At 59.8% G+C, this 25,142-nt stretch carries 30 protein-coding genes and 1 pseudogene; 19 read left to right on the top strand and 12 right to left on the bottom strand.

Annotation, left to right across the window (positions count from 1 at the left end):
• The first annotated feature begins 21 nt into the window (after positions 1 to 21).
• Entirely contained in the window at positions 22 to 564 is a 543-nt protein-coding gene (locus AB4Y80_RS04050) for a type IV toxin-antitoxin system AbiEi family antitoxin domain-containing protein (protein WP_442212049.1), read from the top strand.
• A complete protein-coding gene (locus AB4Y80_RS04045) occupies positions 561 to 1,388 on the top strand; it encodes a nucleotidyl transferase AbiEii/AbiGii toxin family protein (RefSeq protein ID WP_442212048.1) in 828 nt (275 codons plus the stop codon). The genes AB4Y80_RS04050 and AB4Y80_RS04045 overlap by 4 nt, the downstream gene beginning before the upstream one ends.
• A 199-nt stretch (positions 1,389 to 1,587) precedes the next feature.
• On the opposite strand, the gene AB4Y80_RS04040 is transcribed toward AB4Y80_RS04045, so the two are convergent.
• Both AB4Y80_RS04040 and AB4Y80_RS04035 read right to left on the bottom strand, forming a co-directional pair.
• Entirely contained in the window at positions 1,588 to 2,136 is a 549-nt protein-coding gene (locus AB4Y80_RS04040; protein WP_442212047.1) for a hypothetical protein, read from the bottom strand.
• Between the two features lie 196 nt (positions 2,137 to 2,332).
• Entirely contained in the window at positions 2,333 to 2,722 is a 390-nt protein-coding gene (locus AB4Y80_RS04035; RefSeq protein ID WP_442212046.1) for a hypothetical protein, read from the bottom strand.
• A gap of 458 nt (positions 2,723 to 3,180) precedes the next feature.
• Between AB4Y80_RS04035 and AB4Y80_RS04030 the strand changes: the two genes are divergently transcribed.
• Entirely contained in the window at positions 3,181 to 3,576 is a 396-nt protein-coding gene (locus AB4Y80_RS04030) for a hypothetical protein (RefSeq protein WP_442212045.1), read from the top strand.
• 86 nt (positions 3,577 to 3,662) lie between these two features.
• Here the strand turns inward: AB4Y80_RS04030 and AB4Y80_RS04025 are convergent.
• A pseudogene (locus AB4Y80_RS04025) lies at positions 3,663 to 4,307 on the bottom strand (SOS response-associated peptidase).
• An 877-nt stretch (positions 4,308 to 5,184) separates the two neighbouring features.
• On the opposite strand from AB4Y80_RS04025, the gene AB4Y80_RS04020 reads away from it, so the two are divergent.
• Positions 5,185 to 6,003, top strand: a complete 819-nt coding sequence (locus tag AB4Y80_RS04020) for a hypothetical protein (protein ID WP_442212044.1) — start codon at positions 5,185 to 5,187, stop codon at positions 6,001 to 6,003.
• 494 nt (positions 6,004 to 6,497) lie between these two features.
• Here AB4Y80_RS04020 and AB4Y80_RS04015 read toward each other — a convergent pair whose 3' ends face one another.
• From AB4Y80_RS04015 to AB4Y80_RS04005, 3 genes are all read right to left on the bottom strand, one after another.
• Positions 6,498 to 6,986 carry a hypothetical protein gene (locus AB4Y80_RS04015; RefSeq protein ID WP_442212043.1) on the bottom strand — a complete coding sequence of 163 codons (489 nt, stop codon included), beginning with the start codon at positions 6,984 to 6,986 and terminating at the stop codon, positions 6,498 to 6,500.
• 410 nt (positions 6,987 to 7,396) lie between these two features.
• Positions 7,397 to 7,675 carry a putative quinol monooxygenase gene (locus AB4Y80_RS04010; RefSeq protein ID WP_442212042.1) on the bottom strand — a complete coding sequence of 93 codons (279 nt, stop codon included), beginning with the start codon at positions 7,673 to 7,675 and terminating at the stop codon, positions 7,397 to 7,399.
• Positions 7,676 to 7,804: 129 nt separating this feature from the next.
• Positions 7,805 to 7,960 (bottom strand): hypothetical protein, encoded by a 156-nt coding sequence (locus tag AB4Y80_RS04005; protein ID WP_442212040.1) that lies wholly within the window; start codon positions 7,958 to 7,960, stop codon positions 7,805 to 7,807.
• Positions 7,961 to 8,366: 406 nt separating this feature from the next.
• Here AB4Y80_RS04005 and AB4Y80_RS04000 point away from each other — a divergent pair, with 406 nt between their 5' ends.
• A complete protein-coding gene (locus AB4Y80_RS04000) occupies positions 8,367 to 8,855 on the top strand; it encodes a GNAT family N-acetyltransferase (protein ID WP_442212039.1) in 489 nt (162 codons plus the stop codon).
• On the opposite strand, the gene AB4Y80_RS03995 is transcribed toward AB4Y80_RS04000, so the two are convergent.
• Positions 8,839 to 9,180, bottom strand: coding sequence for a hypothetical protein (locus AB4Y80_RS03995; RefSeq protein WP_442212038.1), 342 nt, complete (start codon positions 9,178 to 9,180; stop codon positions 8,839 to 8,841). The two genes, AB4Y80_RS04000 and AB4Y80_RS03995, sit on opposite strands and share 17 nt — an antisense overlap.
• Before the next feature lie 75 nt (positions 9,181 to 9,255).
• On the opposite strand from AB4Y80_RS03995, the gene AB4Y80_RS03990 reads away from it, so the two are divergent.
• Complete coding sequence (locus tag AB4Y80_RS03990; RefSeq protein WP_442212037.1) at positions 9,256 to 9,510, top strand: Helicase associated domain protein; 255 nt, start codon at positions 9,256 to 9,258, stop codon at positions 9,508 to 9,510.
• A 288-nt stretch (positions 9,511 to 9,798) separates the two neighbouring features.
• Positions 9,799 to 10,011, top strand: a complete 213-nt coding sequence (locus tag AB4Y80_RS03985; protein WP_442212036.1) for a hypothetical protein — start codon at positions 9,799 to 9,801, stop codon at positions 10,009 to 10,011.
• Here AB4Y80_RS03985 and AB4Y80_RS03980 read toward each other — a convergent pair whose 3' ends face one another.
• Both AB4Y80_RS03980 and AB4Y80_RS03975 read right to left on the bottom strand, forming a co-directional pair.
• A complete protein-coding gene (locus AB4Y80_RS03980; RefSeq protein ID WP_442212035.1) occupies positions 10,012 to 10,191 on the bottom strand; it encodes a hypothetical protein in 180 nt (59 codons plus the stop codon). It abuts the gene before it with no gap.
• Between the two features lie 191 nt (positions 10,192 to 10,382).
• Positions 10,383 to 10,586 carry a tautomerase family protein gene (locus AB4Y80_RS03975; protein ID WP_442212034.1) on the bottom strand — a complete coding sequence of 68 codons (204 nt, stop codon included), beginning with the start codon at positions 10,584 to 10,586 and terminating at the stop codon, positions 10,383 to 10,385.
• A 190-nt stretch (positions 10,587 to 10,776) separates the two neighbouring features.
• Here AB4Y80_RS03975 and AB4Y80_RS03970 point away from each other — a divergent pair, with 190 nt between their 5' ends.
• From AB4Y80_RS03970 to AB4Y80_RS03930, 9 genes are all read left to right on the top strand, one after another.
• Positions 10,777 to 11,244, top strand: a complete 468-nt coding sequence (locus AB4Y80_RS03970) for a VOC family protein (RefSeq protein ID WP_442212033.1) — start codon at positions 10,777 to 10,779, stop codon at positions 11,242 to 11,244.
• A gap of 405 nt (positions 11,245 to 11,649) precedes the next feature.
• A complete protein-coding gene (locus AB4Y80_RS03965; RefSeq protein WP_442212031.1) occupies positions 11,650 to 12,039 on the top strand; it encodes a Clp protease N-terminal domain-containing protein in 390 nt (129 codons plus the stop codon).
• 748 nt (positions 12,040 to 12,787) lie between these two features.
• Positions 12,788 to 13,111: a PadR family transcriptional regulator gene (locus AB4Y80_RS03960; RefSeq protein WP_442212030.1), complete on the top strand. Its 324-nt coding sequence runs from the start codon at positions 12,788 to 12,790 to the stop codon at positions 13,109 to 13,111.
• 16 nt (positions 13,112 to 13,127) lie between these two features.
• Positions 13,128 to 14,081 (top strand): permease prefix domain 1-containing protein, encoded by a 954-nt coding sequence (locus tag AB4Y80_RS03955; RefSeq protein ID WP_442212029.1) that lies wholly within the window; start codon positions 13,128 to 13,130, stop codon positions 14,079 to 14,081.
• 293 nt (positions 14,082 to 14,374) lie between these two features.
• Positions 14,375 to 14,767 carry a hypothetical protein gene (locus tag AB4Y80_RS03950; RefSeq protein ID WP_442212028.1) on the top strand — a complete coding sequence of 131 codons (393 nt, stop codon included), beginning with the start codon at positions 14,375 to 14,377 and terminating at the stop codon, positions 14,765 to 14,767.
• A 171-nt stretch (positions 14,768 to 14,938) separates the two neighbouring features.
• Complete coding sequence (locus AB4Y80_RS03945) at positions 14,939 to 15,376, top strand: DUF5956 family protein (RefSeq protein ID WP_442212027.1); 438 nt, start codon at positions 14,939 to 14,941, stop codon at positions 15,374 to 15,376.
• 278 nt (positions 15,377 to 15,654) lie between these two features.
• The gene (locus AB4Y80_RS03940; RefSeq protein WP_442212116.1) at positions 15,655 to 16,395 is read left to right on the top strand and encodes a TIR domain-containing protein; all 741 of its coding nucleotides are present in this window, start codon (positions 15,655 to 15,657) and stop codon (positions 16,393 to 16,395) included.
• 398 nt (positions 16,396 to 16,793) lie between these two features.
• A complete protein-coding gene (locus AB4Y80_RS03935; protein ID WP_442212025.1) occupies positions 16,794 to 17,117 on the top strand; it encodes an SOS response-associated peptidase in 324 nt (107 codons plus the stop codon).
• Positions 17,118 to 17,249: 132 nt separating this feature from the next.
• Positions 17,250 to 17,612 carry an ArsR/SmtB family transcription factor gene (locus AB4Y80_RS03930; protein ID WP_442212023.1) on the top strand — a complete coding sequence of 121 codons (363 nt, stop codon included), beginning with the start codon at positions 17,250 to 17,252 and terminating at the stop codon, positions 17,610 to 17,612.
• Here the strand turns inward: AB4Y80_RS03930 and AB4Y80_RS03925 are convergent.
• Positions 17,585 to 17,746: a hypothetical protein gene (locus AB4Y80_RS03925; protein WP_442212021.1), complete on the bottom strand. Its 162-nt coding sequence runs from the start codon at positions 17,744 to 17,746 to the stop codon at positions 17,585 to 17,587. The genes AB4Y80_RS03930 and AB4Y80_RS03925 overlap by 28 nt on opposite strands.
• 75 nt (positions 17,747 to 17,821) lie before the next feature.
• On the opposite strand from AB4Y80_RS03925, the gene AB4Y80_RS03920 reads away from it, so the two are divergent.
• From AB4Y80_RS03920 to AB4Y80_RS03910, 3 genes are all read left to right on the top strand, one after another.
• Positions 17,822 to 18,721 carry a cation diffusion facilitator family transporter gene (locus AB4Y80_RS03920; protein WP_442212020.1) on the top strand — a complete coding sequence of 300 codons (900 nt, stop codon included), beginning with the start codon at positions 17,822 to 17,824 and terminating at the stop codon, positions 18,719 to 18,721.
• A gap of 104 nt (positions 18,722 to 18,825) precedes the next feature.
• The gene (locus AB4Y80_RS03915) at positions 18,826 to 18,996 is read left to right on the top strand and encodes a hypothetical protein (protein ID WP_442212019.1); all 171 of its coding nucleotides are present in this window, start codon (positions 18,826 to 18,828) and stop codon (positions 18,994 to 18,996) included.
• A 399-nt stretch (positions 18,997 to 19,395) separates the two neighbouring features.
• Complete coding sequence (locus tag AB4Y80_RS03910) at positions 19,396 to 19,995, top strand: hypothetical protein (RefSeq protein WP_442212018.1); 600 nt, start codon at positions 19,396 to 19,398, stop codon at positions 19,993 to 19,995.
• A gap of 834 nt (positions 19,996 to 20,829) precedes the next feature.
• Here the strand turns inward: AB4Y80_RS03910 and AB4Y80_RS03905 are convergent.
• Both AB4Y80_RS03905 and AB4Y80_RS03900 read right to left on the bottom strand, forming a co-directional pair.
• Positions 20,830 to 22,047 (bottom strand): hypothetical protein, encoded by a 1,218-nt coding sequence (locus AB4Y80_RS03905; RefSeq protein WP_442212017.1) that lies wholly within the window; start codon positions 22,045 to 22,047, stop codon positions 20,830 to 20,832.
• 528 nt (positions 22,048 to 22,575) lie between these two features.
• Positions 22,576 to 24,132: an SIR2 family protein gene (locus AB4Y80_RS03900; RefSeq protein ID WP_442212016.1), complete on the bottom strand. Its 1,557-nt coding sequence runs from the start codon at positions 24,130 to 24,132 to the stop codon at positions 22,576 to 22,578.
• Positions 24,133 to 25,142: the final 1,010 nt, after the last annotated feature.

Here is a 25,142-nt window from a genome sequence, read left to right as displayed (position 1 = left end):
CGAAAACGGTATAGTTGTGACATGGTTGCAAACACGAAGTATCGAGACATTGTGCGTGAGATAGCGCTCGATCACTACGGGTATGTCGCCACAAACGAGGCCGTTGAGGCGGGTGTTCCCGCCGTCGAGCTTCCCAAGCTGGCAGCCAGGGGCGGGCTGGAGAATGTCGCCTAYGGACTGTACCGCGTGCCGGATGTGCCTTCTACTCGGTATGACCAGTTCGCCGAGGCGCTGCTTCGAGTTGGTGAGGGTGCCTACCTCCACGGTGAATCAGTGCTGGCTCTCTTCGGGCTCGCCGATGTGAATCCACGCCGTATCAAGGTGGCTGTTCCGCGGCGGGCTCGGCCGAAGCTGCCGGCATTCGTTGAACTGAAACAGGTAAAAGATCGTGCGCGTAAGACCTTTTACGAAGGACTTGCCGCGCAACCCGTTGCTGATGCTCTTCTGGAATGTCGTGGGCGCATCCCGACGGAGCGCCTATTGGATGCCACCAAACAGGCACGGGCGGAAGGGTTGTTGACCACAGGTGAATGGCAGAGAGTGAAAAAAGGAATCCGAGCATGAAGTACACCGACGCACCGACGAACGTGCGCTCCCTGGAGACGCGCATCCGCAACCTCGAAGGTGACGGCGGGTTGGCCCAGCGGCGTACGGTCAGCATGGCCTTGGTCGTTGTGGGGCAGTTGCTCCCTGGGGGAGCAATCAAGGGTGGTAGCGCTATGGCGCTGCGTTACGGGCAGGGGACGCGGTTCACCCAGGACCTCGACGCCGCACGGAACCAGACACTGGCAGAATTCCGGAGCGACTTCGAGACAGCCCTGGAGGTCGGTTGGGCTGGGTTCACCGGGCGGCTGGTGGAGAAGGCCGCGCCCCGGCCGCCGGCGGTTCCGACTGCGTACATCATGCAGCCCTTCGATGTGAAGCTCGACTATCGAGGCAGACCGTGGTGCACAGTAAAGTTCGAGCTTGGTCATAACGAGATCGGCGACGCTGACGAGCCCGAGTTCCAACTTGCTGCTGATTTGGCAGGGCTCTTCACCGACGTCGGCCTTGAAGCGCCGAAGCCGGTGCCGGTGATGCGTGCGGACCATCAGGTCGCTCAGAAGCTGCACGCCAGTTCCGGTGAGGGCAGTGAACGCGCTCACGACCTTGTAGACCTCCAACTCCTCGACAAGGGTGAAGTTCTCGACCTCGAACAGGTCGCTGCGACATGCATCCGACTCTTCGGCTACCGGCAGCAACAGGCATGGCCGCCGCATATCGTCGTGGGTGAGAAGTGGGACACGCTATACGCCGAAGCAGTGGATGGCCTCGACCTATTGCCGACCGTCGAAGAGGCCGTCACCTGGGCCAACGATTTCGTGCAACGTATCGCATCAGCCAGCTGAGCCGGCGGTGGGTACGAACGGGTTGTCCATGACAAGTCCTTAGTATCCATGAGAGTCGTGAGAGTCGTGAGAGTCGTGAGAGTCGTGAGAGTCATGAGCTTTACGAGCGTCCTGCCAGGCTACACCGATTCCTCTGGGTGCGATCTAGAAGCTCTGGGCGTCGGGCCAGTTGTCCTGCGTCGCATTCCTGTCAGGGAGTTCAGCCCTCGTGCCAATGCAGGTCGAACCTGGCGAATGCTTCCTTCAGTGCAGGGAGGTCCGGATGGACACTGGTCGGCTCACTCGAAGGCTGGATGAGAGGGCTTCTTACCGGGTCATCGGCACGCTCGAACACGGCCCAGACACGGATCTCGTCCCCGTGGCGGGAATTGAATCTCACGCCATCGACGACGGCTCCTTCGTCGTCGTGAAGGTTGTACAACCAGCTGGCAATCGACCGGGTGAGCACGCGGTCACGGGCGTCTTTCAGAAGGGCTGCGTCGACGTCGTCCGAGGCAAGCCCGTGGAGGTCGAACGGGTAGCAGGAAGTCAACGCTGCGATGCTGCGTGAATGGGTGATGAAGCAGTACTGGCCACTCTGGTCCGCCGAGCTGTACTGTCGGTCGTCCAGCCACGAGTAGCCCACTGTGCCGTCTGGCGCTTCAAGGTGATCACCAATGCTGCCGTCAYCATCGGCGATCTGGTCAAGCTCGGCAAGCAGGGTGCTGCTGGGCCGGAACCGGGCGAGCAGTTCGAGGAAGCAGCCCAAGAGGCTCTCAGCTGTGTAGATCGTCCGGACTTGCCCTGTTGGTCGTCCCAACGGCCGCCGAACAATCCTTCGTCGTCTGCGTACGCCCACGGAGTCCAGGCCCAGGCGTCCGGCGCGAAGCCGACGCGCCAGACCTGGTTGGGCGCCTCGGATCCCTCGATCACCAGGGCGGGGGTGGTTTCTGGCTCAGGGCTGCTCATCCGATGTAGGCGAACGCCTTGGCCACGGCGATTACGTCCCTGGCGCCTTTGAGCGGATCAACCTCATGAAGGACGCTTGCCGGCGCGTCGTCATTCAGCGCGGGGTTCATGCCCTTGAACCAGGACTGCACCGTTGCGGCGTCAAAGCGTTCCCTGAGCAGCGCCGCGGCGTGGAAGGCGTGGCGCAGGCGCTCTTGGTCGATCTCACCGGGGGCCGCTGTGCCGTCGGCCCAGCTGGACACTGATCGCGCAGACTTCACGCCGCCGATGTACGCGACCAGGCGTACACCGAGTATTCCGCGCAGTTGCAATACCAGCTCGGGGAATGCAAGCCCGACCGAGTCCTCGTGGGCCCGCAGACCTGGTCGCTGATCGGATGCCATCATGGGTTTCATAACCCGACTATATGGCAGACGGTACGGGGAATCCATAGCAGAACTGCACCCAAAATTGCAGGGTGAAGTACGCGGCCACGAGCGATTGAACCGCTCCTCTTGCTTCGGTCGTCCGCCTACTTCATAGGTCTATCGGCAGGAGAACCTGAAGCGTTCGAAATCCCCGGCAGGGAAGGTCGCCATTATGCATACAAATCGGCGAAGTTTCTTGGCCGCTCTGCTTTTCTTGAGTTACGGGGAGAGAAGTCGAAGCTGTCAGGTGTGATTGACGATGACCACGTCAACCGCGTGAACATGTAACCAAATAGACATGTGCTGAAACATGGCAGGGAGCTCCCAAAACTCACGTGTGGAACTACCAAGGCAACGAAGCCGCGTCGGGGGCGGTTGGCGACATATGGACCAGTGTGCGTAATCCGGCAACAATGGGAACAGCGAGGAGGCTTCCCATGACCAAGTCCGCGAATAACCGCCAATATGGCAAGCGCCCATTGTCCAATGTGTTGCGTCGGGAGATCCGAAAGGCACGTCTGAAGGTCACCCTCGACCAAGAACTGGGCCGCCCAACCTCCGACGAAGTAAAGCTATTGGCGGCAATGGATCTGCCGCGGATCGTGAGAGGGACTTGCCAGGACGAAAATGCGGCCGACCGCAGAACCTGCGACTCGGCGAACGAAGAGCCCGCGCCCGGCGCATCGCGCCGCGAGATCCTTGTTGCACGACTGAAGGTGTCTGCCAACGAATTGCTGGGTCGTGGCATCTCTTCGGAGTTAATGCGCCGGTCCAGGGTGAAGCTTGCCCCGATCATGAGCGGCATGCATGCGGCCCATGATGTCGCGAGGTGAAATTCGTAGACCTACAGGCAGTCACCCAGCGGGCCGACAAGCTCTAAAAGCGGAACGGCCTCCCGGAAGCCGATGCCAGAAGCTCGTCAAGGGCTGTGGCCCGGGCTGTGGGGGAGCACGCCACAGTGCACCGGCTCCACCAATTCCGGTCCGTCCCCCTTCAGAGGATAGACCTCGTAGAACTCAAGAGATTCAGCCACCGGCGTGGCGGTTGCCACGGCTGCGTCCAGGAGAGCCTGGTCGCCCTCCAGATCAGCGTCCAGCCATTCATCCCAAAACTCAGCCGGCAATGTCACCGGCGTCCGGTCGTGCAGCTGGCTGACCGGGCCGACTGCCGGGCGGGTCAGGATCGTGCTGGTCAGTGTCCAGTAGTCCGGGTGGTCCTCGGGCAGGGATTTATCCGGCCACCAGGCGTAGAGCCCAGCGAACGCCAGCAGCTAGTCGCCGGGACTGTGGATCGCATAGGGGGTTTTCACCTTGCCGGCGCTCTGCCACTCGTAGTAGTAATCGGCCGGCAGGATCGCCCGCTTGCTCTTCACTGAGCCACGGAAGGTGGCCTTCTCGGCAGCGGTCTCTGCCCGGGCGTTGAACGTCGCGAACTTCGTCTTGAGTTCCTTGGAGTAGCTTGGCGTCAGCGACCACCGGGCTGGTTCCAGCCGGCGGACTGGTTCTGTGCCGTCTTTGGCTGACTCAAGCACCACCGCACACGGGTCGTCGGCTTGATGTTCCACGCTGGTCCTGGAAGGTTCTCTGCTGCTTCTTTGACACGAAACAAACGCACCAGGTCAGCTGTCGCTCGGGCCACTACGAATCGTCCACACATCGAATGATTCTCGCATCTTTCTGAACGACCGCAACCCGGCCAGCCGACCCAGATCAGAGCCAAGTATTCGCTCTCACGAGATGAAACGCCCCGCCCTGGGTCTCGAATCAGGGCGGGGCGGAATCGTTGCATGAGCACCCAACCGGCCGGGGGGACCGGCGAGGCGCCGTCATTGCATACGCGACTGAAACCGGACCGATGGTGTGACGCCTTGGGGATTGCGTGTGAATCCCGGTCCGGGAAATCAGCCTTTCCGACAATAAACCCGACGTTCCCGGTACACAAGTAAGTGGAGAGCTGACTGTTAGCTATGGCCCTTAGCACAGCCAGGATTACAGCCTGGCCGAAGCGCCCCCACAACAGGTCCGCATGTTCTCCGCAGGCCGGGTAGTACCAGGGGTCGGCCATGGCCGCCAGCAGAGGCTCGCCCGGGTCCAGAACGGGCACAAGCCATGGCTACGCTACCGCCGATCCATGACTCGCTGCGGACAACCTCTTCAGCCAGCGTTCGCCCGGGCTCACAGCCATGCGTCGACCTGGCTCTCCTCCGGAATCCCGAAGGGGAACCATATCCGGACTATCGGAATGTATCGTACGGTGGCCCTGCCTTATTTCGCATGCCACGGTCCACGACAACACTGCAGCGTAGCCGTTGTGCAAAAAGCCTGGTCGCTGACGGGCAAAAAAAAAAGTAATGGCCCTTGACATGAAACCGATCCAATGACTTGACCGCCATTTGGGCAAGGTGGGAATGGGCCCACAAGCGATGCGGGTACGATCGTCTCATGGCCGAACACGTCCACAAAGAGTACATCAGTCCTGCGTACATGAAGTTCCTGGGCGCGGGCAGACACTTTGGGTCCCTCGAGCGGGACATTTTGGAATGGACCGAACATAACCAATTATTGGCCCCGGCCAGGCCTGTACTCGATGAGATCAACACCTATGAACTGTTCTTGCCTGGCGCGCCCTTCGTTCCCCTTATGGAGTGGAGTAGCCGTTTCGGTGATGGTGTTCATAATCTCCGCGCCTCGCTCGATCTGTTAGCATTCGAACTTTGTCACATCGACGGTGATGTCCCGGGGAAGCCAAGACAGGTCTCATTTCCGGTGGTGGAGCAGCAAAGCGACTGGACGAAGCAGACGAAATATCTCGATTCAATTCCTGCGTCACTGCTGCAGAGGATTCAGGCTGTCCAACCGTGGCACGTCCAAGATGCCGGCGCTCACGTACTGACCTTGGTTACGGCTCTGGACAACATGGACAAACACCGGTCGATCGTAGGCATGATAGTTCTTCCCGGCAAACTGGACCCTCCCCGACTACTCCCGATGCCAACGACTTCGAAAACGGCCGCAACGTGGCAGAATCCGTGGTTCAGGTTCACTTTGGATGGGCCGCTAGCAGATGTCCACTGGCCTGTTTTGTGGCACGTCGACCCGGCACCCATGATCTATTTTGAAGGCAGGATGACATTCTTAGGCCACCTCCAGCCCTGGCTGTTTCAAGAGATCAAGAGAATCTTTCAATTCATAGCGTCAGGAAAGTGGCCTGTCATCGATAATCCCCACCCCGAACCGGAGTGGGTTGACATGCCCGCATAGTTCCATTGTGGTCGTTCTCAAGCGCCCGGACCGCACTCACGGGCCTGCTGCCTGCGCCTTGCCAGCCCGTCCGGTAAGGGGATCCGTCACCGGGTAGCTCAGTTGAAACGCGGCCCCAAGGCTATGGCATCCAGATGATGGGCAGTTACGGTGGCTCCATGAGGGACAGGATGCTGCCGTTCATATGCGGGACGACAGAGTTCAATGACGCCCTCGACCACTACGAGACGGAAGGCGTGGCGCGACGCGGAAACTGATGTATGGCATGAACCTGACACTGGATGGCTACGTCGCCGCGGCCGAGGCCACGCCCGCCGATCCGTACGCCATGCCTGCGGCGAGGACAAGGGCGGCAACAGACTTTGCTACTTTCGTTCCGATCATTAGAACCCCTTTTTGGTGGAGCTATGAGTCGTGACCCAGAATTGAGCCACGCCTTGGAGCACCCTCGTCGTAGCAGGCGAAGGAGTCAGGCGAAAACTAGTGACTTCGAGTTATGGGACAGGCTCTGAGTAGATGCCGACTGACCATATTTGGCCAGGCAAGGAATCTACGGAGAAGGTGGGATTTTTGACATAGCGAGTGTCAAAGACGTTTCGGGTGCCATGAGTATCGGCACTCTCTTCACAGGGCATGGGATAGGCTCCGACACCTTTCAATTCGAACTTGACGGTTCCGTCCCCGGCGCAGCGAAGGTACACGATTGTTTTCGCTTCGGTGGCCACGGGACCATAGGTGGCAGATAGCTTCTGAGAACTCTTTTGAAAGAGAAGCTTTTCACCTTGGCCGACATCTGTGGCAGCTGGCAGCGTGCTGGGAGGCGTGAATATTGGAGTGGGTTGTGGTTCCGCACTGGAGACCATGGTGGGACCTGGATTGTTGCTCACAAGAGGTTCTTGTGTGGAACCCGTACACGCGGTGACGCTCAGCAGAAAAACGATCATCCCTGCCGCGCCACAAAAGACCTTCTTGCGTCTGTCCATCTGCGTCCCCCTTGGCCCGACCACGCACCTGGTCACCATTTTGACGGTTGTGTCATTTTGAATTTAGATGAAGTCAATCTAGCTCGACTAATATTGTCAAGCACTCGATAATTTTGGACACCTTTTATACGCGCGGGCGACCGCTCATTGCGGATTGGCGCGTGCGGAAAAGGTTCAGCCACGGGCACGCCCGGGCATACAGCCGTGCGTCGACCTGGCTCTCTTCCGGAATCCCGACGAGGACCAGGAGACCTGAACAGGGCAACATCTCTCTGAACGTAATTCGGCATGTGAGCGACTCCGCCCCAGCCGGAGCACTTGTATCGGTTTCAGCTAGGCCCCGGAAAAAACACGTCGGGCATCGGGGTAAACGGACCCGTAGCCAATGCCGCGTCGTGAGAATCCTGGGTCTACAAGCCCGTCACGGAAAAGCGTCGTTTGATGCCTGCTGTCGCGCGTCCCCACTCGCTAGCCTTGACTCGCGCTTGGTGGAGATGGAAGGAGTCAGCGTCTTGGAAACACTCGGCGACATCCCATACCCGTGGATCGCCAGTCTGGTTCACCCCGAAGGAAATGCAACCAGGTTCAGYCCGGGTCAATTCAATATGGCGAGGTAGGAATTCTGTAACGACTGCAATCTCATCGTCACCTTGGCATATCAGTAGCCCAGTCAAATTGATGTTGTTCACAGCGAGGATTGTGCCACAGGTGACAACGAGGCCGTAATAGAGGCGACGTCCCGTATGCCGGTCCGTTAGAGGAACGGCTTATGAGACGTAGCGGAAATTGCTTAGGGCACGGACGGCCAAGGGAGCAGATCAGACGTTGCCGACGGCCTCGGCCAACAACCGGTGGCCCTCGGACGTGGGATGGAGTCCGTCGCTGAACAGGGCCGGGCGGTCGGCCAGGACATCGCAGGTGTCGAGGAAGTCCCGGAAGGTCCGCTCGCACCACGACCGCAAAGTCTCCCGCAAGTCCAGTATCTCGCCTAGGTGAAGGCTAGGGGGCAGACTTTGGCATAATTGATTTCCTTGCCGTGGACAACACGTACGCAGTGACACTAGCTCGTTGACGCTCCAGGCACTCCAATGTTTAGGTGTCCCCAAACGGGTCACCTAAACATGATCCAACTACCGCTCGTTCTTGCCGGTCCTAATAAAATTCCCCACGATCGTCACCAGAACTAATCCCGGAACACCCCGTCCGGTACGTCAACTCTGGGTGGGAGGGCAAGATACGCCGGCCCAGAGTCCAGCTAAGGGAACCGCTAACCGGACGCTGTTCGATAGCAGTCGTCACGTTCCATCCCAGCAGATAGCGACTCGTGAATCGTCCTGCTCTGGTCCGGCAATGCATTCGCTGAAATGTAAGGATGAATCCATGACTTTAGAAACCTTCACCTTGTCAGAAACGAAGTTCAATCTACGCAGGGCTGTTGAAGCAGACCTCGACGCACTTGTCGAGCTTTTAGCCAACGACCCTCTTCGGCAAGCTGAGAATTCGGCGGCACCTGAGCATCGCGCTCCGTATCTGGATGCCTTCCGGGCGATCGATGCAGACCCCGCGCAGCTGCTGGTAGTTGTGCTCGATGAGGCGGATGCCGTCGTGGCAACCATGCAGTTGACTGTCATTCCCGGCCTCGCGCGGTCAGGCGCGACTCGACTGACAGTGGAGGCCGTCCGGGTAGATGAGCGGCTGCGTGGCAACGGACTCGGCTCGGAGATGATGAAGTGGGCCGTCGAGGAGGGCCGTCGGCGTGGTGCTGCCTTGGTCCAGCTGACCAGCGACAAAGCCAGAGAAGATGCGCATCGCTTCTATGAACGCCTCGGCTTTATCCCATCTCACGTGGGGTTCAAATTGGCCCTCTAGGGACCAAGGTGGCGTCCACCCAGTTCGGGCTCATCACCACCACGCGCCGTCCCTGGAGCTCCATCACTTCGCAGAAGGATTCCAGACGGGTGATGACATCCTGGCCCACTTGTGCCCCGCCACGTCCTTCGGCGTGGAGGAGGTCATTTATGCCGGCAGCCACTAGGACCGTGTCGGCGCGGCGGGCGGGCACCTCGGCCTCGGCGGGGTCCAGGATCTCGAGCATGGTGGCGCCGGGCCAGGCAAGGTTGAAGAACCGGTTGTTCTCCTCGTCGCGGGCGATGTGTCGCGAGGCGACCAGAGAGGCCCGGAGCCGGGTGAACACTCAGCCCATGCCTGGCTGTCCCAGCAACGCCACGCCTTCAGGGCCCACACCCTGACCTGGAATCAGGCGGCGGCAATGGATGTCCTGGGCGACTGGATAACCACGGACCTGGAATTTACCAACGACACGCGCTGGCGGCAGCGTCTCGACGAGCTGGTCGACTTTCAGAAAGCAGAACATCACCTGCCCAGCCGGCGCCACTTCAAATCCAAACATGAAGATGTGCTGGGCATCTGGTGGCAGACGCAGGTCTCAAACCGGAATCGCGGCACCATGCCAGCGTGGCGGCTTGAAGCGATGAACGAGGCGTTTCCGGGGTGGGCGCAATAACAACTACCAAGACCGGCTGCGCTGACGAAACCATACTGCCCGCGGGGTCTGCTGAACACGTTCAAGTGGAGAAGGCCGCACGACCGGCACGTCTGCCGGGCGGACGCTTGCTACAAGCTGGCTTGGGTTGCTACCGGACTGCCTGTTTTCCACATTGGGCTGGCCGAGTATAACTGATGACTTACGCGTTTCCCTGAATTTGACCATCCAAAATTGCGGATTCTGGTAATAAATGGAAAAATGAAGGGGTACCTGCTGGGGGGTGCGAATTGTTCTTAGGATTTTGTCATGCAGGAAGCGCTCCACGAGCGCCGGGTTTCCGCGGTGGTCTCAAACAGGCTGTGGTCGATTTCGTTTCATAAAGGGGCGTCGGCCATAGGCATTTGGCCGGTTATATCTGCTCCGCTGGCACATGGACCGGCGATGCCCGCGGTTGATCACCTGGACGATGAGGAACTTCTCCATCAATTGGGTGGCGGCCTGCTCGCCGAACTGGCGTAGCTATGCCAGGGCAAGTGACGCCTGTTCCAGGCTGTCGATGCGCAGGGTTCCGATCACAACCTCGGTGCGCTTCTCCAGCCAGGCCTTGACGTTGGCATGCTTGTGCGTGGCGTAATTTTCGATGATCAGGTGGATCTCCAAGCCGTGGCCGGATTCAGGCCCGGCATCCGGGCATTCCACTCGCTGGCCAGGCCCTCGGACACCATCAGCAACCCCCGCGCCCGCTACACCTCCCGGTGTGCGAGGCAACCTGCGACTTGGACAGCGCCAGCGGGACCTCGCGCTGGGCGTCGGTGAGGGCCAATGCGGGGGCGTGATTCGACATGGCCCATGTTTGATACCCACAACATCTACTATTTTGGAGACCCCCACTAGATGGATTCGTTTTGGCCCGAATCGGCAAGTGTTATGCCTGCCACGGACCAGTTCTCACGGGGCAGTTCGTGGAGAATAACCCGGATCGTGTCCGGCCGAATTTCCATGACTTCAGCGTAAGTTGCCGTCAGGGCAGCCAACAGCTGTCGCTTTTTGTCGGTGGATGCTGGCGAGGCGTTGAGAACTTGAATCAGAGGCATTTTCGAATTGTGTCACAGGACACGACGGGCATAGCCGCCCCAACGGATGAGTTTCGCCTCCGCACGAATGTTCCGTATGGGGAACGTTCACTGGGACAGCTCACCCATTCCAAAATCGGATTGACCTACAGCACGATCGGCAGATGGCCATCTGCGAAGGGGAAGGGGTGGTTGTCAGCAGTCGGCCCCGATGCGGCTGCGATCAACTATCATCGGCTGGGTGAGTATCCCCGTGAATGAACCGCGCGCAGGCGCATCGACTCTGGTTGGCTTGCGGTTCGAGTTATTCGTCCAGGACGTCGAGAGGTCGGTTCGCTTCTACAGCTCGACGCTCGGCTTGGAACCGCCCACAACTTGGTCACCTGATGGGTATGTGTCACTCAGCGCTGGGGTGGTCAAGATCGGCGTGCAGCACCTCGCGAATCTGCCCGCTGGGCACCACTTCAGCCCGGGCCGCCTTGCCGGACCCCGTGGCGTGGGTCTGGAGATAGTCGTTGAGGTCGATGACGTCGACCTCGCCTACGCCACCGCGGCAGCCTACGCCGAGCGTTGCGGTGGAAGCGTGGAACCGCTGGATGACCAGCCGTGGGGACTTCGCGACTTCCGGCTCGTCGACCCAGACGGCTACTACGTGAGGGTCTCTTCGCATCGGAGGTGACGCTGATGTCCCGTCTCATCCAAGGTGGACCATGAAAAGGGCGAGAGCTAGCGGAATGGTCCGACTGTAGTGAGATAACCTCAGCAAGTTCGTCTCACTACAGTCGGACCAAAACCTCGAATCCAGTCGCAAAATCAAGCCGTCCATTTGATTCGCGCCCAGGGCGTCGGGTTTCTCTCAAGGGGAACCTCATGGACACGCTGTCGTTGCCCCGCGGCGCCTGCAAGCTACCGCACCGGCGGACCGCGCTCACGACAGCGCGTGCCGGGACGTGCGCCCTACCGCGCTTCCGCGCATCGGAAGGCGCATGTGTAGTGCTGACGCGCCGCGAAAACTACACTTAAGGGCGTGAGGGGTCCGACGATTTTTGGGAACTACACCGACAATGCTCGGCGGGCGGTGGTCATGGCTCAGGAAGAGTCAAGGGCAATGATGCATGACTCGTACATCGGTCCCGAGCATCTACTATTGGGGCTTTTGCACGCTTTTCCGGACGCGGTGGAGACGGCGCTGGGCGTCTGGCCGGAGGAAGTACGTGTTGTGATAATGAGTTTCGCCTCCTCTGGTCCGCAAGACACCTCAGAAGGGTTGCCGTTCACCCGCGAGTCTCTGGAGGCCCTCAAGGCGGCGCAGCGCACCGCGCGGGAGCTGCATTCCGACCACGTCGGGATCAAGCACCTATTGTTCGGGGTGCTGAGTGTCCGCAGCGACCGCCTGGATCGTGCGTTGGTCGCTGCGGGTGTGGATCGAGACAGTGCGAAAACGCGGGCAATGGCGGCGCTTACGCAGGGGTGATCGATGGGTCAGGGCTGGGCAACAGGCATCGATCGCCCGCCCACGTCCGGCTGACCTGATCAAGATGCGCCCCCGAGATGAAGGTTGCAAGCTGCGCGGTCGGCAGCCCGGACTCCATCCCCGCCGTGGTGCGCCAGTCGGTATACCAGCGCCGAACTGGCCGAGCTGTCCGGGGCCAGTACCACCTCCACCGGGACGAAGTCGGCTGCACAATTTACAGCGCTCGTCGGCACCATTCTGGACCGTCCCCTATGACGGTCCGCTACCGGAGCAAGCGACACCCAAAATCCTCAGGATCACGATCACCGTGTTTCCGCAGCCGCTCGAGTCCCGTATACCCCTCCCGCAAAAATGCCAGGTGAAGGGGCGGGCCCTATACGGGACAAGATATGAAGACGCCCAAGCCTGATCGAGTCACGTTCCGGTTGCCAATGTTTAGTGGGACAGATTCACACAATGGTCCACCTGTAATGAGACAGATCTTGCGAATAGTCCATGTGTGTCGGTGACGGTTGAAATGTAAGCCGTTCTGACGGTTGAAATTTGAGCCACCTGTTCCGAACGATTGGATGGGTGATCACAGTGGAGGACTGGGCGCAATGACATCCTTCCAGGGGCCAGCCTCGGGAGGTGTCCAGTGCCGGCCGCTGTTTGACATGTGCTTGCCCGGATACATGAAGACCCGAGATCAACATTAGTAGGCAGCTGGTAATACTGTGCCCGACACACTATGCTAGTTTATGTGGGTATGCCAGAGAGACTTGAGACGCACCGTCACGAACTGCGGCGCGGCACTGTGGTGCTTGCGTGTCTCCAGCTCCTCCGGATACCCGGATACGGCTATGGGCTGCTCGCTGACCTCCAGGCGCGCGGCTTCGAGACCGATACGAGCACGTTGTACCCACTGCTGCGCCGCCTCGAGGAGCAGGGCTATTTGACAAGCGAGTGGAACACCAACGAGGTTCGGCCTCGCAAGTTCTACCGCACCTCCGAGGCCGGAGATCGCCTTGCCGAAATCCTGACTTCCGATTGGCATGCACTGACTCAGGCGCTCGACGCGCTGGCCAGCTGACCGAGAGAGAACCGAGATGACCTCAGAACCGATCACCAAGGATGAGTACAGCGACCGCTACGTCGAGGCAGTGACGAGAGCACTGCCGGCCGACAAGCGCGATGACTATGCGGCGGAGCTGCGATCCTCGATCCGCGACCAGATTGACGATCGCATCGAGCAGGGCGACGAGCTGGCCGCGGCCGAGAAAGCGGTACTGAACGAATTCGGTGATCCCGCGGTTCTCGCCGCCCGATACTCCGGCCATCCCCTCCACCTCCTCGGGCCTCGGTGGTATCCGACGTGGCGGCGAATCATGCGGATCATCCTCTGGAGCTCGCTCCCGGCTGTCGCGCTCGGGGTGGCGATCGGCTTCGCCGTCGAGGGACGGCCCTTCGGCGGGATCCTCGCCCCGGTGGTCGGCATCACTCTCACTGCGGGAGCGTGGATCTTCACTATCACCACGCTCACATTCGTCAGGCTGGACCGAGCCGATGCGCCGATAGGGCCATGGACGGTCGACTGGCTCCCGAGCCGTGACCTGAACGAGGGCAAGCCTTCCGGCCGTGCCGAGCGAGTGGCAGGCATCGTCGCGACAATTCTCGCTGTGGCCGGGCTCATCGTCATCAGCATCCCATGGGATCTTCCCGACGCTGGTCGGCTCTCAGTGCTGGACCCGATGCTATGGCCGTGGAGCCTGATCCTCGGCATCGTCCTGATCGTCGCCGGTGCCGTCTTGACAGCCCGGGTACGGGCGCGAGGACGATGGACGACCGGCGCAGCCGTCCTAAACACCGCAATCGCGACCGTCTGGGTGGTGCTCATCGTCGCGCTGACGGTGACTGGACGGCTCTTTGACCCCTCATTTGTCGAGTTCATCGACATCGATCTCGATGCGCAGCGGGTGATCGCAGTGTGTCTGGTTGCCGGCACCATCATGCTCGCAGGATGGAGCGCCGTGGACCGGTTCCGGAGGGCCCGTCGCCACTGACTGGTCTAATTGGACCGGCTCGGCGATTGGGGACGAATCGGTCCGCGCACCTCTTCCCATTGAGCGCGCGACGACCACCCACCCAATGTAGTGAGACAGACCTTGCCAATGGTCCAGGTGTAGTGAGATTGGTCCACTTTCGATGAGACGGGACGGCTTTTACGGCCCAGTCCTTTCGTAAACCTTGGTTGACGTAGCATTCGTTATTGGTGATTTATGGTGTGATCTAGCCTGTGATTGATCCCGCGATATTGCCTGTTGATTACGCGGCGTACGTGTGAAAGCATGGACTTATGACAGCCATCACAGCCCCGCGTGGAGGTCTCCGGGCTTACCAGAATTCGCTCCGACTTCCGGCGCCAGATCTCGTCCGAGAACTCAGAGACATCCTGGGTGCGAAGCTCGTGGCGTATCTGGGTTCCGTGAAGGAAACCCGCGCTGTACGGCAGTGGGCTGATGGTGAGCGGAAGGTTTCCGCGGAGACAATGCTTCGGCTGCGCACTGCCTACCACATTGCGGCGATGCTGGATGAGCGTGACGATCGCTCCGTGGTGCAGGCATGGTTCCAGGGGATGAATCCTCAGTTGGATGACGTTGCCCCGGCACGACTGCTGCGTGAGGGAATACTAGATGAAGTGGGGTCCACCGTCCTGGCCGCAGCGCGCGCCTTCACCTCGGCTGGATAGCAGTCGTGCCAGTGCCGACCCCAGGACCTCAATTAGTTTCTACATACCCCGAGGGGACTTTGTGGCGCCTTGGCCGTAAACCAAGTCCGTGGGCCTGGAGCGGTTGGGAGTGGGCCACTGACGGCAGCTGACGGGGCGCCCTCGCGTAGAGTCACCGAAAGAGGAGGCACGATGTGGGCTGACGCAATAGTCGTTGAAAAGGGTTTGGACCGGTGGGCCGTGCTGGATGAGAACGGTTGGGGCGCCATGATCGGCTGGGCAGCCGACGCCGACAACCTGGCCCGGCGGCCAGTATCTGATGAAGGCCGGACAGTGATGGTCATAGTGGAACGGGCTGGAGTCCCGGCGAGTTCCGAGGAATCGTTCTCGCCAGCCGACCGCGTATTCGTCGATGATTCCATCGACGAATACCTGGCACAGGCAGGGATACCACCACGGCCCCGGGGATGGACATGGCTGATCCGGGTGCCTGCCGGCTATTCTTCCGGACAGGATTTTTTCGACTCCATCAATGAGGAGCTCAATACGTTCGAGCCCGCTCCGGTGCGACCATCCGAATGGCTGCCGGTAATGCTGGAAACGGTAGCTCGGCTTTATAGAAACGGGTAGGGCTGGTCCGTTGATCATTCCGGAACGGCACACAAGTTGGCGATCTTGGCTCAAACCGCATCAGCTCTCCAGTAACCTGCTTTTATGACTGAAAGCACTCACGAAGCGATACTCGAATATGACGACCTGCGAGCAATCGTGGTCGACGCTCTTCGTCACGACCTTGCCGGCGAGGCCACCGACCACGCCGCCCACGAAGTACTGGAGCGGCTCCGGGACGCTGGCGTAGACATCCCTTCAATCCGGCCGCCTAGTTGTCAGGACAGATCGTGGACGTGATGAAAGTGTTCATTGGCTCGTCCAGCGAGGGAAAGCGCGTGGCCGATCGGCTGGCGATGCGCCTTGACGACCAAGGTTTTGTCGAATCAAAGGTCTGGACCCAGAGCGTTTTTGAGCCCGGCGCTCATGTCCTTGAGAGCCTGATTCAGCAGGCATCAACAACGGATTTCGCCGTCTTAGTGCTGGGCCCCGACGACAGGGTTGATAGCAGAGACGTCCAGTCGCAGGCGCCACGAGACAACGTCGTCTTTGAGCTGGGCCTATTCATTGGGGCCCTGGGGAAGGACCGCACTTATATGGTCCAACCGAATGGGATTTCCCTGAAGCTGCCTTCGGATCTCGCGGGTATTACCCAAGTGAGATACGACGGCCAGCGGAGGGACAACGACCTTAGTTCTGCCCTTGGTCCCGCGGCGATCAAAATCCATGATCAGATCATGAAATTGGGAGCCCGAAAAGGAGGCTCCCAGCTCGACAAGTCATCGCCGTCCCTGGTCAAACGGGCTCCCAGCATCGCGCGTAATCTCGAAGTGCTGGAAGCCAATCTTGCTCCCCAAGGGTGGAAATTTCGATGGAATGTTGCGCGGACAACGTTGCGGATCACGAGCCCTCGCGGCCACCGCCGGAGCCTGAAAGTGCTTGAATCGTCGGAGATGCCTCTGCAATTTGATCGTTTTATCCGAGACCTACGGGGACTCGGCGCCCGAGTTGATAGCAGCCTGCGTAGCCGGCCACAGTAGGTGGCCTCCTGCGGATCGGCTATGTCAGCTGTCACCGCAGGAGGTCGACGTTCCAACCCGGTATCTACCGAGAGCTCCCCGAAGGGCTCGCCACGTCTGGCTGGCCTCAGGTCGTCTCCTGCTTCAGGTTGATTGGTCCAGAATCGCTCTGTCCCCGAGGTGCCACCAGGGCACCTCCCCCGTCCACAGTTGACCGGCCGTTAACCGAACACTGAAACTGTATCGAATTTCGCCGCCAGCCGGCTCGTGGCGCGCAGGCATCGCAGGTTCTGCCGGTGCCGTTGACCGCCGAGGAGGACCTGGATGGGGCTTCGTGGCCACGCTCCGTCGGCCACATGTGTCTGCACTGACCAGCTGTGAGGGCTTCCCCCGGCGCCCAGCCCGTGCAGGCTGGGATCATGTGTGGACGATTCGTAGTGGCCCGAGCGACAGCTGACCTGGTGCGCTTGTTTGGTGTCAAAGAGGCAGCAGAGAACCTGCCCGAACCAGGGTGGAACATCAAGCCCACGACCCGCGTGCCGGTGGTGCTTGAGTCAGCCAAGGGCGACGGCGAAACGGTTCGTCGGCTCGAACCGGCTCGGTGGTCGCTGACGCCAAGCTACTCGAAAGAGCTCAAGACCAAGTTCGCGACTTTCAACGCCCGCGCCGAGACCGCTGCCGAGAAGGCCACCTTTCGAGGCTCGGTGAAGAGCAAGCGCGCGATCCTGCCGGCTTATCTGTAGCCAAAAGCCTGCGGATGGACATTGGGGCTGGTCCGTCACTTGACGGCGCGTCTTAGAGGCTCGGTGCCAGCGCCGGTGGGAATCTTCAGGATGGATGCGACAAAAGCAACTCTTTAATGAGAATATCTGCGTATGAATGCAGATAAGAAGTTTTGCACATTGGATGTGGACAGCCAATACGTGGAGCTGGCGGTAGAGATCTTTGCCATGCTGGCCGATGCCACACGCGTTCGGATCATCCTGGCCCTGCGCGAGGGTGAGATGGCGGTCGGCGCGCTGGCCGAGGTTGTAGAAAAATCCCCTGCCGCCGTGTCCCAGCACCTGGCAAAGATGCGCCTGGCCCGCATCGTGTCCACCCGCCAAGACGGGACCAAGGTCATGTACCGCTTGGAGAACGAACACGCACGCCAACTGGTGGCTGACGCCATTTACCAGGCCGAGCACGCACTCGGCGGGATGCCCGCACATCACCGCGCGGACCAGGCAACAGTATGAGCCTCACCGGGCAGGCGGGCCACCAGCATCACAATGACGACCACGACCACCCATATGACCACGCGCACGACGGCGGCCACGATCACCCCCATGACCATGACCATGACCATGACGGACACTCTCACAAGCACCATCCCGGTTTCAAGGGGTGGCTGTTCGAATTGTTCGTCCCGCACACCCATGACTCTGCAGACTCCATTGATGACGCCTTGGAGTCCAGCGTCCAGGGAGTCCGGGCCCTCAAGATCAGCCTCTTCATCTTGCTGGGGACCACGGTCCTGCAGTTCCTGGTGGTGCTCATCAGCGGCTCCGTGGCCCTGCTGGCGGACACCATCCACAATTTTTCCGATGCACTGACCGCGGTCCCCCTATGGATTGCGTTCATCCTGGGCCGACGGGCGGCCACCCGCCGATACACCTTCGGGTACGGTCGGGCCGAGGACCTCGCGGGCCTGTTCATTGTCGCCGTCGTGGCCCTGTCCGCCGTCGTAGCCGCCTGGCAGTCCATGGACCGGCTCTTCCATCCGCAGCCACTGCACAACCTGTGGTGGGTCCTGGCGGCCGGCGTGATCGGCTTTGCCGGCAATGAGGCGGTGGCCATCTACCGGATCAGGGTGGGCCGGCAGATCGGTTCCGCAGCGCTGGTGGCCGACGGCGTGCACGCTCGGATTGACGGGTTCACCTCGCTGGCCGTGGTGCTGGGAGCCGGCGGCGTCATGCTCGGATTCCCGCTGGCCGACCCGATCGTGGGCCTGCTCATTTCCGCGGCCATCATCGCCCTGCTGTGGGGCACGGTCAAAAGCATTGGCCGCCGGCTGATGGACGGGATCGAACCCGAGCTCGTGGACCGCGCGGAAGCGGCACTGGCCGGCACGCCGGGAGTCCTGGCCGTGGATAACGTGCAGCTGCGATGGGTGGGTCACCGGCTCCAGGGCGCCGCCACGGTCGTGGTGGCCGACGCCGCATTGTCGGACGTGGCCGGGACCATCAATGCCGCCGAACACCGAATCGGGCATGCCCTGCCAAAGCTTGATCACTTCGCCATCCGGCCGACTGCCGTTACGGAGGCGACCAACCATCTCGGCGCGGCGCAGCCACATGCGCATTAAGCCACGCGAGGGCGCGGAAGCCGTGGCCGAAGTACTTGAGGTCTATCCTCTGATGGGTGACGGACCTGAGCTGGTGGATCCAGTGAGCTGACGGAGGTGTCAGTGTGAGTACGGCCAGCAGTGACAGCGGTGACGAGCCGACGATGGAAGTAATTGAAGACGGGCTGGATCGGATCTATGAATTGAACCGGATCGACCTGCTGCGCTGTTGCGCCGCTGCACAAGCCGCCGGCCTGAGGCAGGAAGCCATCGCCAGAACTGAAGCGTCCCGGTAAGAAGCCGCGACGCCTCCAGAACGTCATCATCTCCCAAATATGCGGGCAGCCACGGAGCCCTTGTCCGCGTGGCCGACAGCAAAGGTATGGTGGATGAAGTACTGGCCGAACTGATTGCTACTTCGACCACACGGAACCCGGGCCTCCGGGATCTGCTGCGCAGACAGCTGGCGGAATCCCTGCCCGAATGCAAACGGGAACAAGTCGATGATCTTTTGTCCACAGCATCAGCCGTGGGCACCGCCATGAGGTGCTAGTGAAATTGTGGGCCGTGCGTGGGCAACTTTTCGGCCGCCCCCCTCCCAAGCAAAGAAAAATCACCGCATTTTGCCCCATTTTCAGCCCGCAAGCGGGGTTGAGAGTGGTCCTAGTTTGACCCACGAAAGGATACCTCTGATCATGACCGGCCAGATGTCTATAACTTTCACCCCCACGGAGGAGCTGATCCTCGATGTTCTCGTCGCCCGTTATCGGCTCGGCGATACTCTGTGGACCTTCAATTCATGCAACAACCCAGCACTCGTCCGACTGGAGACCATGGGTCTCGTTGACATCCTTTCGGGCGTCACGGAGAACACCGTCCGCGCTTCGCTCAGCGATCATGGGCTGCGCCAGCACGGAGCCTCGTGGTTCCCACTCGGCACCACCTTGGCGCATCTCCCGGACGTCGGCGCCGAGGGCCCAGATCCAGACCGCTGGTCCAAGCCGTACTTCGAGGGCCTCATCAGGCTGCCCCGGCACAGCACAAGCACCGACCCTCGGGCCATCAATATGGCCCACTTGCTGATGTTCCAGATGATCAATCGCCACCTTCCCGTTTATCAAGCCGTTGCAGGCACTAATGGAGCAGTAATGCTGAATCGCGGTCAATACACGGTGGAGATCCTCGCCGATGGCCTTAGTTTTCGACTTTATGACCAGTGGCTCAATCGCCAAACCATGAAAACGACTACCAAAATCACAGACGTGCTGGACTTCACCGCTACTTGTGGTCGCTGAGCTGAACCAGCTCGGCCGCTGCACACCCCCCCCCCACACTAAAACTGAGTCACGATGGCTGAATCCCCCGCTCCTCCCGCCCAATGAACCCTTGGCCCTGGTTGCGCCGGTGTACCTACTGCCAGTTATAGGAAGTCATAGCCGCTTATAGGAAAAAACCAATAACCCCTATAACTTCCTATAACTCCCTATAAGTTGCTGCTCCAACCCTGTGAAACTGCGCTGCTGTGGCTCCGGCTTACTGTCCGACGCCGAGTTCCCTGGCGGTGGGGTGCGGCGGCCCGATAGCGGAATGAGTGGCCGCGCTAAGACCCTTCCCGTACGCGGTGTGCTGGGCGCGGCGCGCGCCTTGTTGGACGCGGTGCCTTGGCGGTTGTTGCCCTCTCTGGAAAGATGAACGCAAAGGCCAGAGAGGGGCGAGCCGATGTCCGCGCATGATGATGAAGACCAGACCGCCAGAGAACAAACCATTCAACGGATACGAAACAATATCCGGGCGGCACAACTGCGGGTCGCCCAGAGAAAGCTTCCGACATTGATGTAGTTTCCGGGGTCGGTGCTCCTGGCCCTATTTTCGGTTGGCGTTAATAGGATCGCGCGTGCTTCGGTGATCGACCGGCTTGCGGGCGCTGCGATGTACGCGAATCTCGGTCTCGATGTTTCGGCAGTGCTGTTGCCCATTCCAGTAGGGAGGGTGCCACCCTGATGGACTCGATAAGTTCCTTAACCGCCGCACGTTGTACCGACACGGTTGATACCCACACTGGCGCTCCTCCCGGGGCAGGACCCCATGCCGTGGCATGCAACGTTCCCAGACTGCTCTGAAACTTGGTGTCAGTCCTTCGGATGAGGAGTGGCAGCTTGGTGATGAGGACGCGGTCCTCGGAAGAGTCTTTCGGGAAACGTCATGATGTTGAGCAAATGAAGCCATGCCAGATCCGCGATGGCGGCTGGTATATGACCGTCATGGGCGGTCAGGAGCACACGATCTCGGGGAGTCTGTTCTTTGTCGAAGTCGTGTTGGCTGTTTCGGATGACGCGGAGCCATTCTGTTGCCGCATTTTCCAGGGGTACGCATGTGTCCAGTCCGTTTTTGTTCGGTAGTTGGATGGTGCCATTGGTCACCATGTTTTTCTGGAAGAAGCCGTCTTCCAGACTCCGAAGGGCCGCTATTGCGGCACGAGCTCGGGGGATGAGGATTGGTTTGATCTCGTCTGGAATCGCTTCTTCCAGACGTGCGAGTGTGGCTTCAGACCTAGCGGGGCTGGCTGCGACTTCCCATTTCATGCCCGCGATGAGGCCAGGCAAGCTGTCGAGAGAATTGAACATTACGATGCGGCGAGCATGTTGGTCCCTGGTGTTGGTTGCTATCGACTGGCAGTTGCGGAAGAGCTGTTCCAATGTGAGTACCTTTTCGAAGGCCATTTGGGGGCTGAATCGCCCGGAAATGATGTAGTTGGCCGGTTCGGTTATGTACGAGAAGACTCGATTCAGCTGGCCGGTCCACCACTTGACGGCAGCCGAATACGCGCCAGGGGGTATCTCGATGGCTGGGAGTGAGGTACTGCCTCCATGGCCCGGGGACAAGAGCCGGATGGGATCCAGCGGGTGAGATTTCTGGCCTTGAACCAGGACGCCAAACACGTAGAGGACCAGGCCTCCCACGCGGCCTGCCGGAACGGCCCAGATGTCGGGTGAAAGGCTGGTGGCCAGGCAAGAGAAATAGGAGTCAAAGCCGACTACGGTTTCGTGCAGCAGGCCGCTGGCAGACCCGAAGACCGTCCCGTCTTCGGTCAGCGCCGGTGGAGCACCTTCAGATTGAAGAAGCGCCTGGAAAATTGCGTATCTGTGGGACAGGGCGGGATCCACTTCAATCAAATGGACGGAAGCCGACGCCAGATGGGGGAGGAGCCCGCCCGTTGCGTTGCTGACAACGTCGATCAGCTTCGCTGCGGAGGGCGGCGCGGTCGTTAGCAGGGTGATGCTAGCCAGCAGTGCTGATACCTGATCGGGGTATTCAGCCGCGAGCCGGTCGTGCACCTTGAGGGCCACGTCCCATCCTTGGCCGTGAAAGTGCTCATAGGGCTTAAGCCGATGCAGACGCGAGTACGGCCCCTTTTTGTGCGCGTTAGTCTTATCGGCAAGTTTGGTGAGAGTAAAGAGTCGTGGGTTTTCACCATGGACGCTTTCAGCTGATCTGATGCTCCACCGCCCGTGCTCCGGATCGATTGCTTTTAGCTCCCAGTGACAATGCTCTCTGAGCTGCTCAGAGTCGCCTCCCATCAACCAGGGAGGAATGAAAACTTCGGCCGCCAAACTCTGGGGCCGATATCGTTTCTTTGCCAACTGGGAGTCTCCTGATTTGGTTGCTGGCCCTGCGGTGGGTGATTCGGCTAACAACCGTGCTCCTCGCGGCCTTGAAGGGCTCGGTGATCTCGGAGGTAGTGCGTTGTGGATCGTTCGCCTAAGTTGGCCACACCTTCGACGAAGAACTCGTCGACGCCGACGCCTACGCCTACGACCAGATTCTGGACGCCATTGACGAGGTCCCAAAGCCTATGACTACGCTCAATGACGGCGTCAGGAACGAAGCGTTACTTGACCGTTTTGAAGGCGGACATCGTATATGTGGTGCCTTAAGCCCGTGCTTGTTTCACACGACAACGTAATATTCTCTGGGCCAGGTTCCGGGGGCCGGCGTAGGGAGAGCTCTACTTCCAGCACTCCTCGCCGCGGTAGATCTCCAAGGTTAAGAACCTGTTGTGACTCGCCGCCAGAGCCCCTCCGTACTAGACCCCGGATAGTCCGGCTGTCATCGCTTGAATCCCCGGCATAGATCCGTACATTCTCGACATCAGGACCAGTATTTCGAACCTGAAGTACCAGGGGGTCCGCGCCCGGCTCTGCCATGTGGAGCCACAACTCGGTGTCCGGGCCGGATTCTGGGCCTTGAGCCAGTGCCTCGTCCAGCCCAAGGGCGGCCTTCTTTCTGATCACGTTCATTCTGGGCGGAAGTAACTTGGACCCCTGCCCATATGAATTGATCAGGCCATTTACTAAGTCTGCTTGGAAGCCTGCCGGAGACCTCGGCCAGGACGGATCGAGCACTGTCAGCGAGCGTTTCGTCCCGGTGTTGATCCAGTTGCGAATGACGGCATTGACATGGTTATCTGCGAACGAATATCCGACCACCACCAAGCGCGCCGCTCTTTCGATCCGGTGCTCAAACTCCCGCATCAAGGCAAGGGTCGGGCCATCGCCCCCGAGTTTTTCCCTGTCGCCGATGACGATTGCGGGAGAGTAATTGTTTGAGGGTTCTGTCTTGGCGACTGCTTGTGTCCGGATGAGTCTTTCGGATTTTGTGGGGTCTGGCGAGGTCAGTCTGTAGGACCAGTCGATGGACCCGTGCAATTTGAAGAGTCTGATGTGCTTGGTTTTCTCGTCGAAGACTATGGGGTGTCCGGGTATCCATTTGTCCATTCCCGTTTCGACTGTCACTCCGGCTGTGGCGCACATTGTCTCTAGGGTCAAGTCATAGTTCAATGTGGCGATATCAAGGCCGTCCTTCTGCTTCCTGGCAAGATCGGCGAGTGGTTTGAGATAGGTTACGTCTCGATGTTGTGACAGGGCGTTGCATGCTGCCGGGAGGAGTTTGTTTTCCAATTTCAAGTACACGGATCCGTCACCTGGACGGACAGTAGACCGCGCGATGTTTGAAATCAGGTGCGTCAGGTTGGTTCTGGATCCGTGTACTCCACTCAGTGCGGAACTGATCGACTCAATGATCTCGCGGTCCAGAGGCTCCACGGGATGGGCGTCAACACTTTCTACGCCGGGAAGCCAAGTCGAAACGAATGGTGCCGCTTCGTGTTCAGCCCGTGTGCTGAGAAGTCGGACTGCTGAGAACATCTTTTCTACATTAATGCCCGCATAGGGAGACTCCCCAGCTGAACCACGGTGACCGATCATTGCGCTGCAAACGAAATGCAGCGCATCGAGGACGGACCGGTCATGCGCGCCCCCCAGCTGCTCGCCAAGATTTTCGACGAGGAGCTTAGTGAGTTCGGTGGACATGGGTAACCCCGCATCGACAGAAGCCCCCGCTCCCAAAAGGACCGCAATGCGCTGTTCAGTCATTATCGCCTCCGCCATTCTTCGATCTCTTCACTCTGGGAAGCCCGCGACTGAACTTCCGGCCATCCTAAACCTGTGATTGCTAGTCCAGAATGGCGGCCTCATTATAGCTCCGTTTGGGGGTTTTGATGTTCGGTTTGAAGACCGGCTTTTGGGCGATGGTCTCGCTTCAACGGCTGTTTCAGTATGTCCGTGGGCGGGTTCAGCCCGGCTTCTGGGAGCTCTCACCGGAAATCCTGCACGTTCCATTCTCGGACGTCGCTCGGGCTGACGACGCACTCGGTGACGAAGGGGTCGTGCGCGAGGAACTCCTCAGCCCTGTGCTTGCTATCGAAAACTGCCATGGAGCCGTTGGCCACAGGATCGTCGAAGGTCCCGATGGCCAGCAGGCCACCGTTCTGAGCGAATTATTCTACGTAGGCATGATGGCGCGGGTAGACCTCGCGCAGACGCAATGGATCCTTGGTTGCATAGAAGACCACGAATTGCATAGTACCGACACTAGCTCCTCCAGGAACCCCGTTGGGGGAGCGATAGTCCAAAAATTCGGCCGAGAGGGCCTGGCGGAAGCTTGCCGAGGTGATTCGGGGTGCCGATTTCATAAGCGGCGCGGGTCTATGGTGAACGGATCCGACGAAGTCCAGGCCTCACCGGCCAGCGCCAGCTAGCTAGCACTCCTTGTCGTCGGCGGAGATAGTCAGTCATTCCTACATCGGGCGGACCTTCCGGCATCGAATCGCGTGCCGGATCCGGCCCCGATCAGCCTGACGCCCCGGGCATGTAGCAGCCTCAACACTAGCTTGCCGACGGAGATCATGGCCACAAAAAATCGAGTCGTTGACCTTTAACGCAGACGAATCGAACCCCCGCCGTCCGGGTTCACCCGGTACGGTGACGCCAGGGTTGGCTGCAGATTCCTTGACCAATGCTTTGAAGCGCTCTTCAGCCAGCAGCGCCGTGAAATCGCCGCGTTCGTCGCTGCGAATTTGACTGCTCGGCTGCTCGGGCCAATC

Origin of the sequence: Specibacter sp. RAF43 (assembly GCF_052114065.1) — a bacterium.
GTDB lineage: Bacteria > Actinomycetota > Actinomycetes > Actinomycetales > Micrococcaceae > Specibacter.
This window is presented reverse-complemented; position numbering and strand designations above follow the sequence as displayed.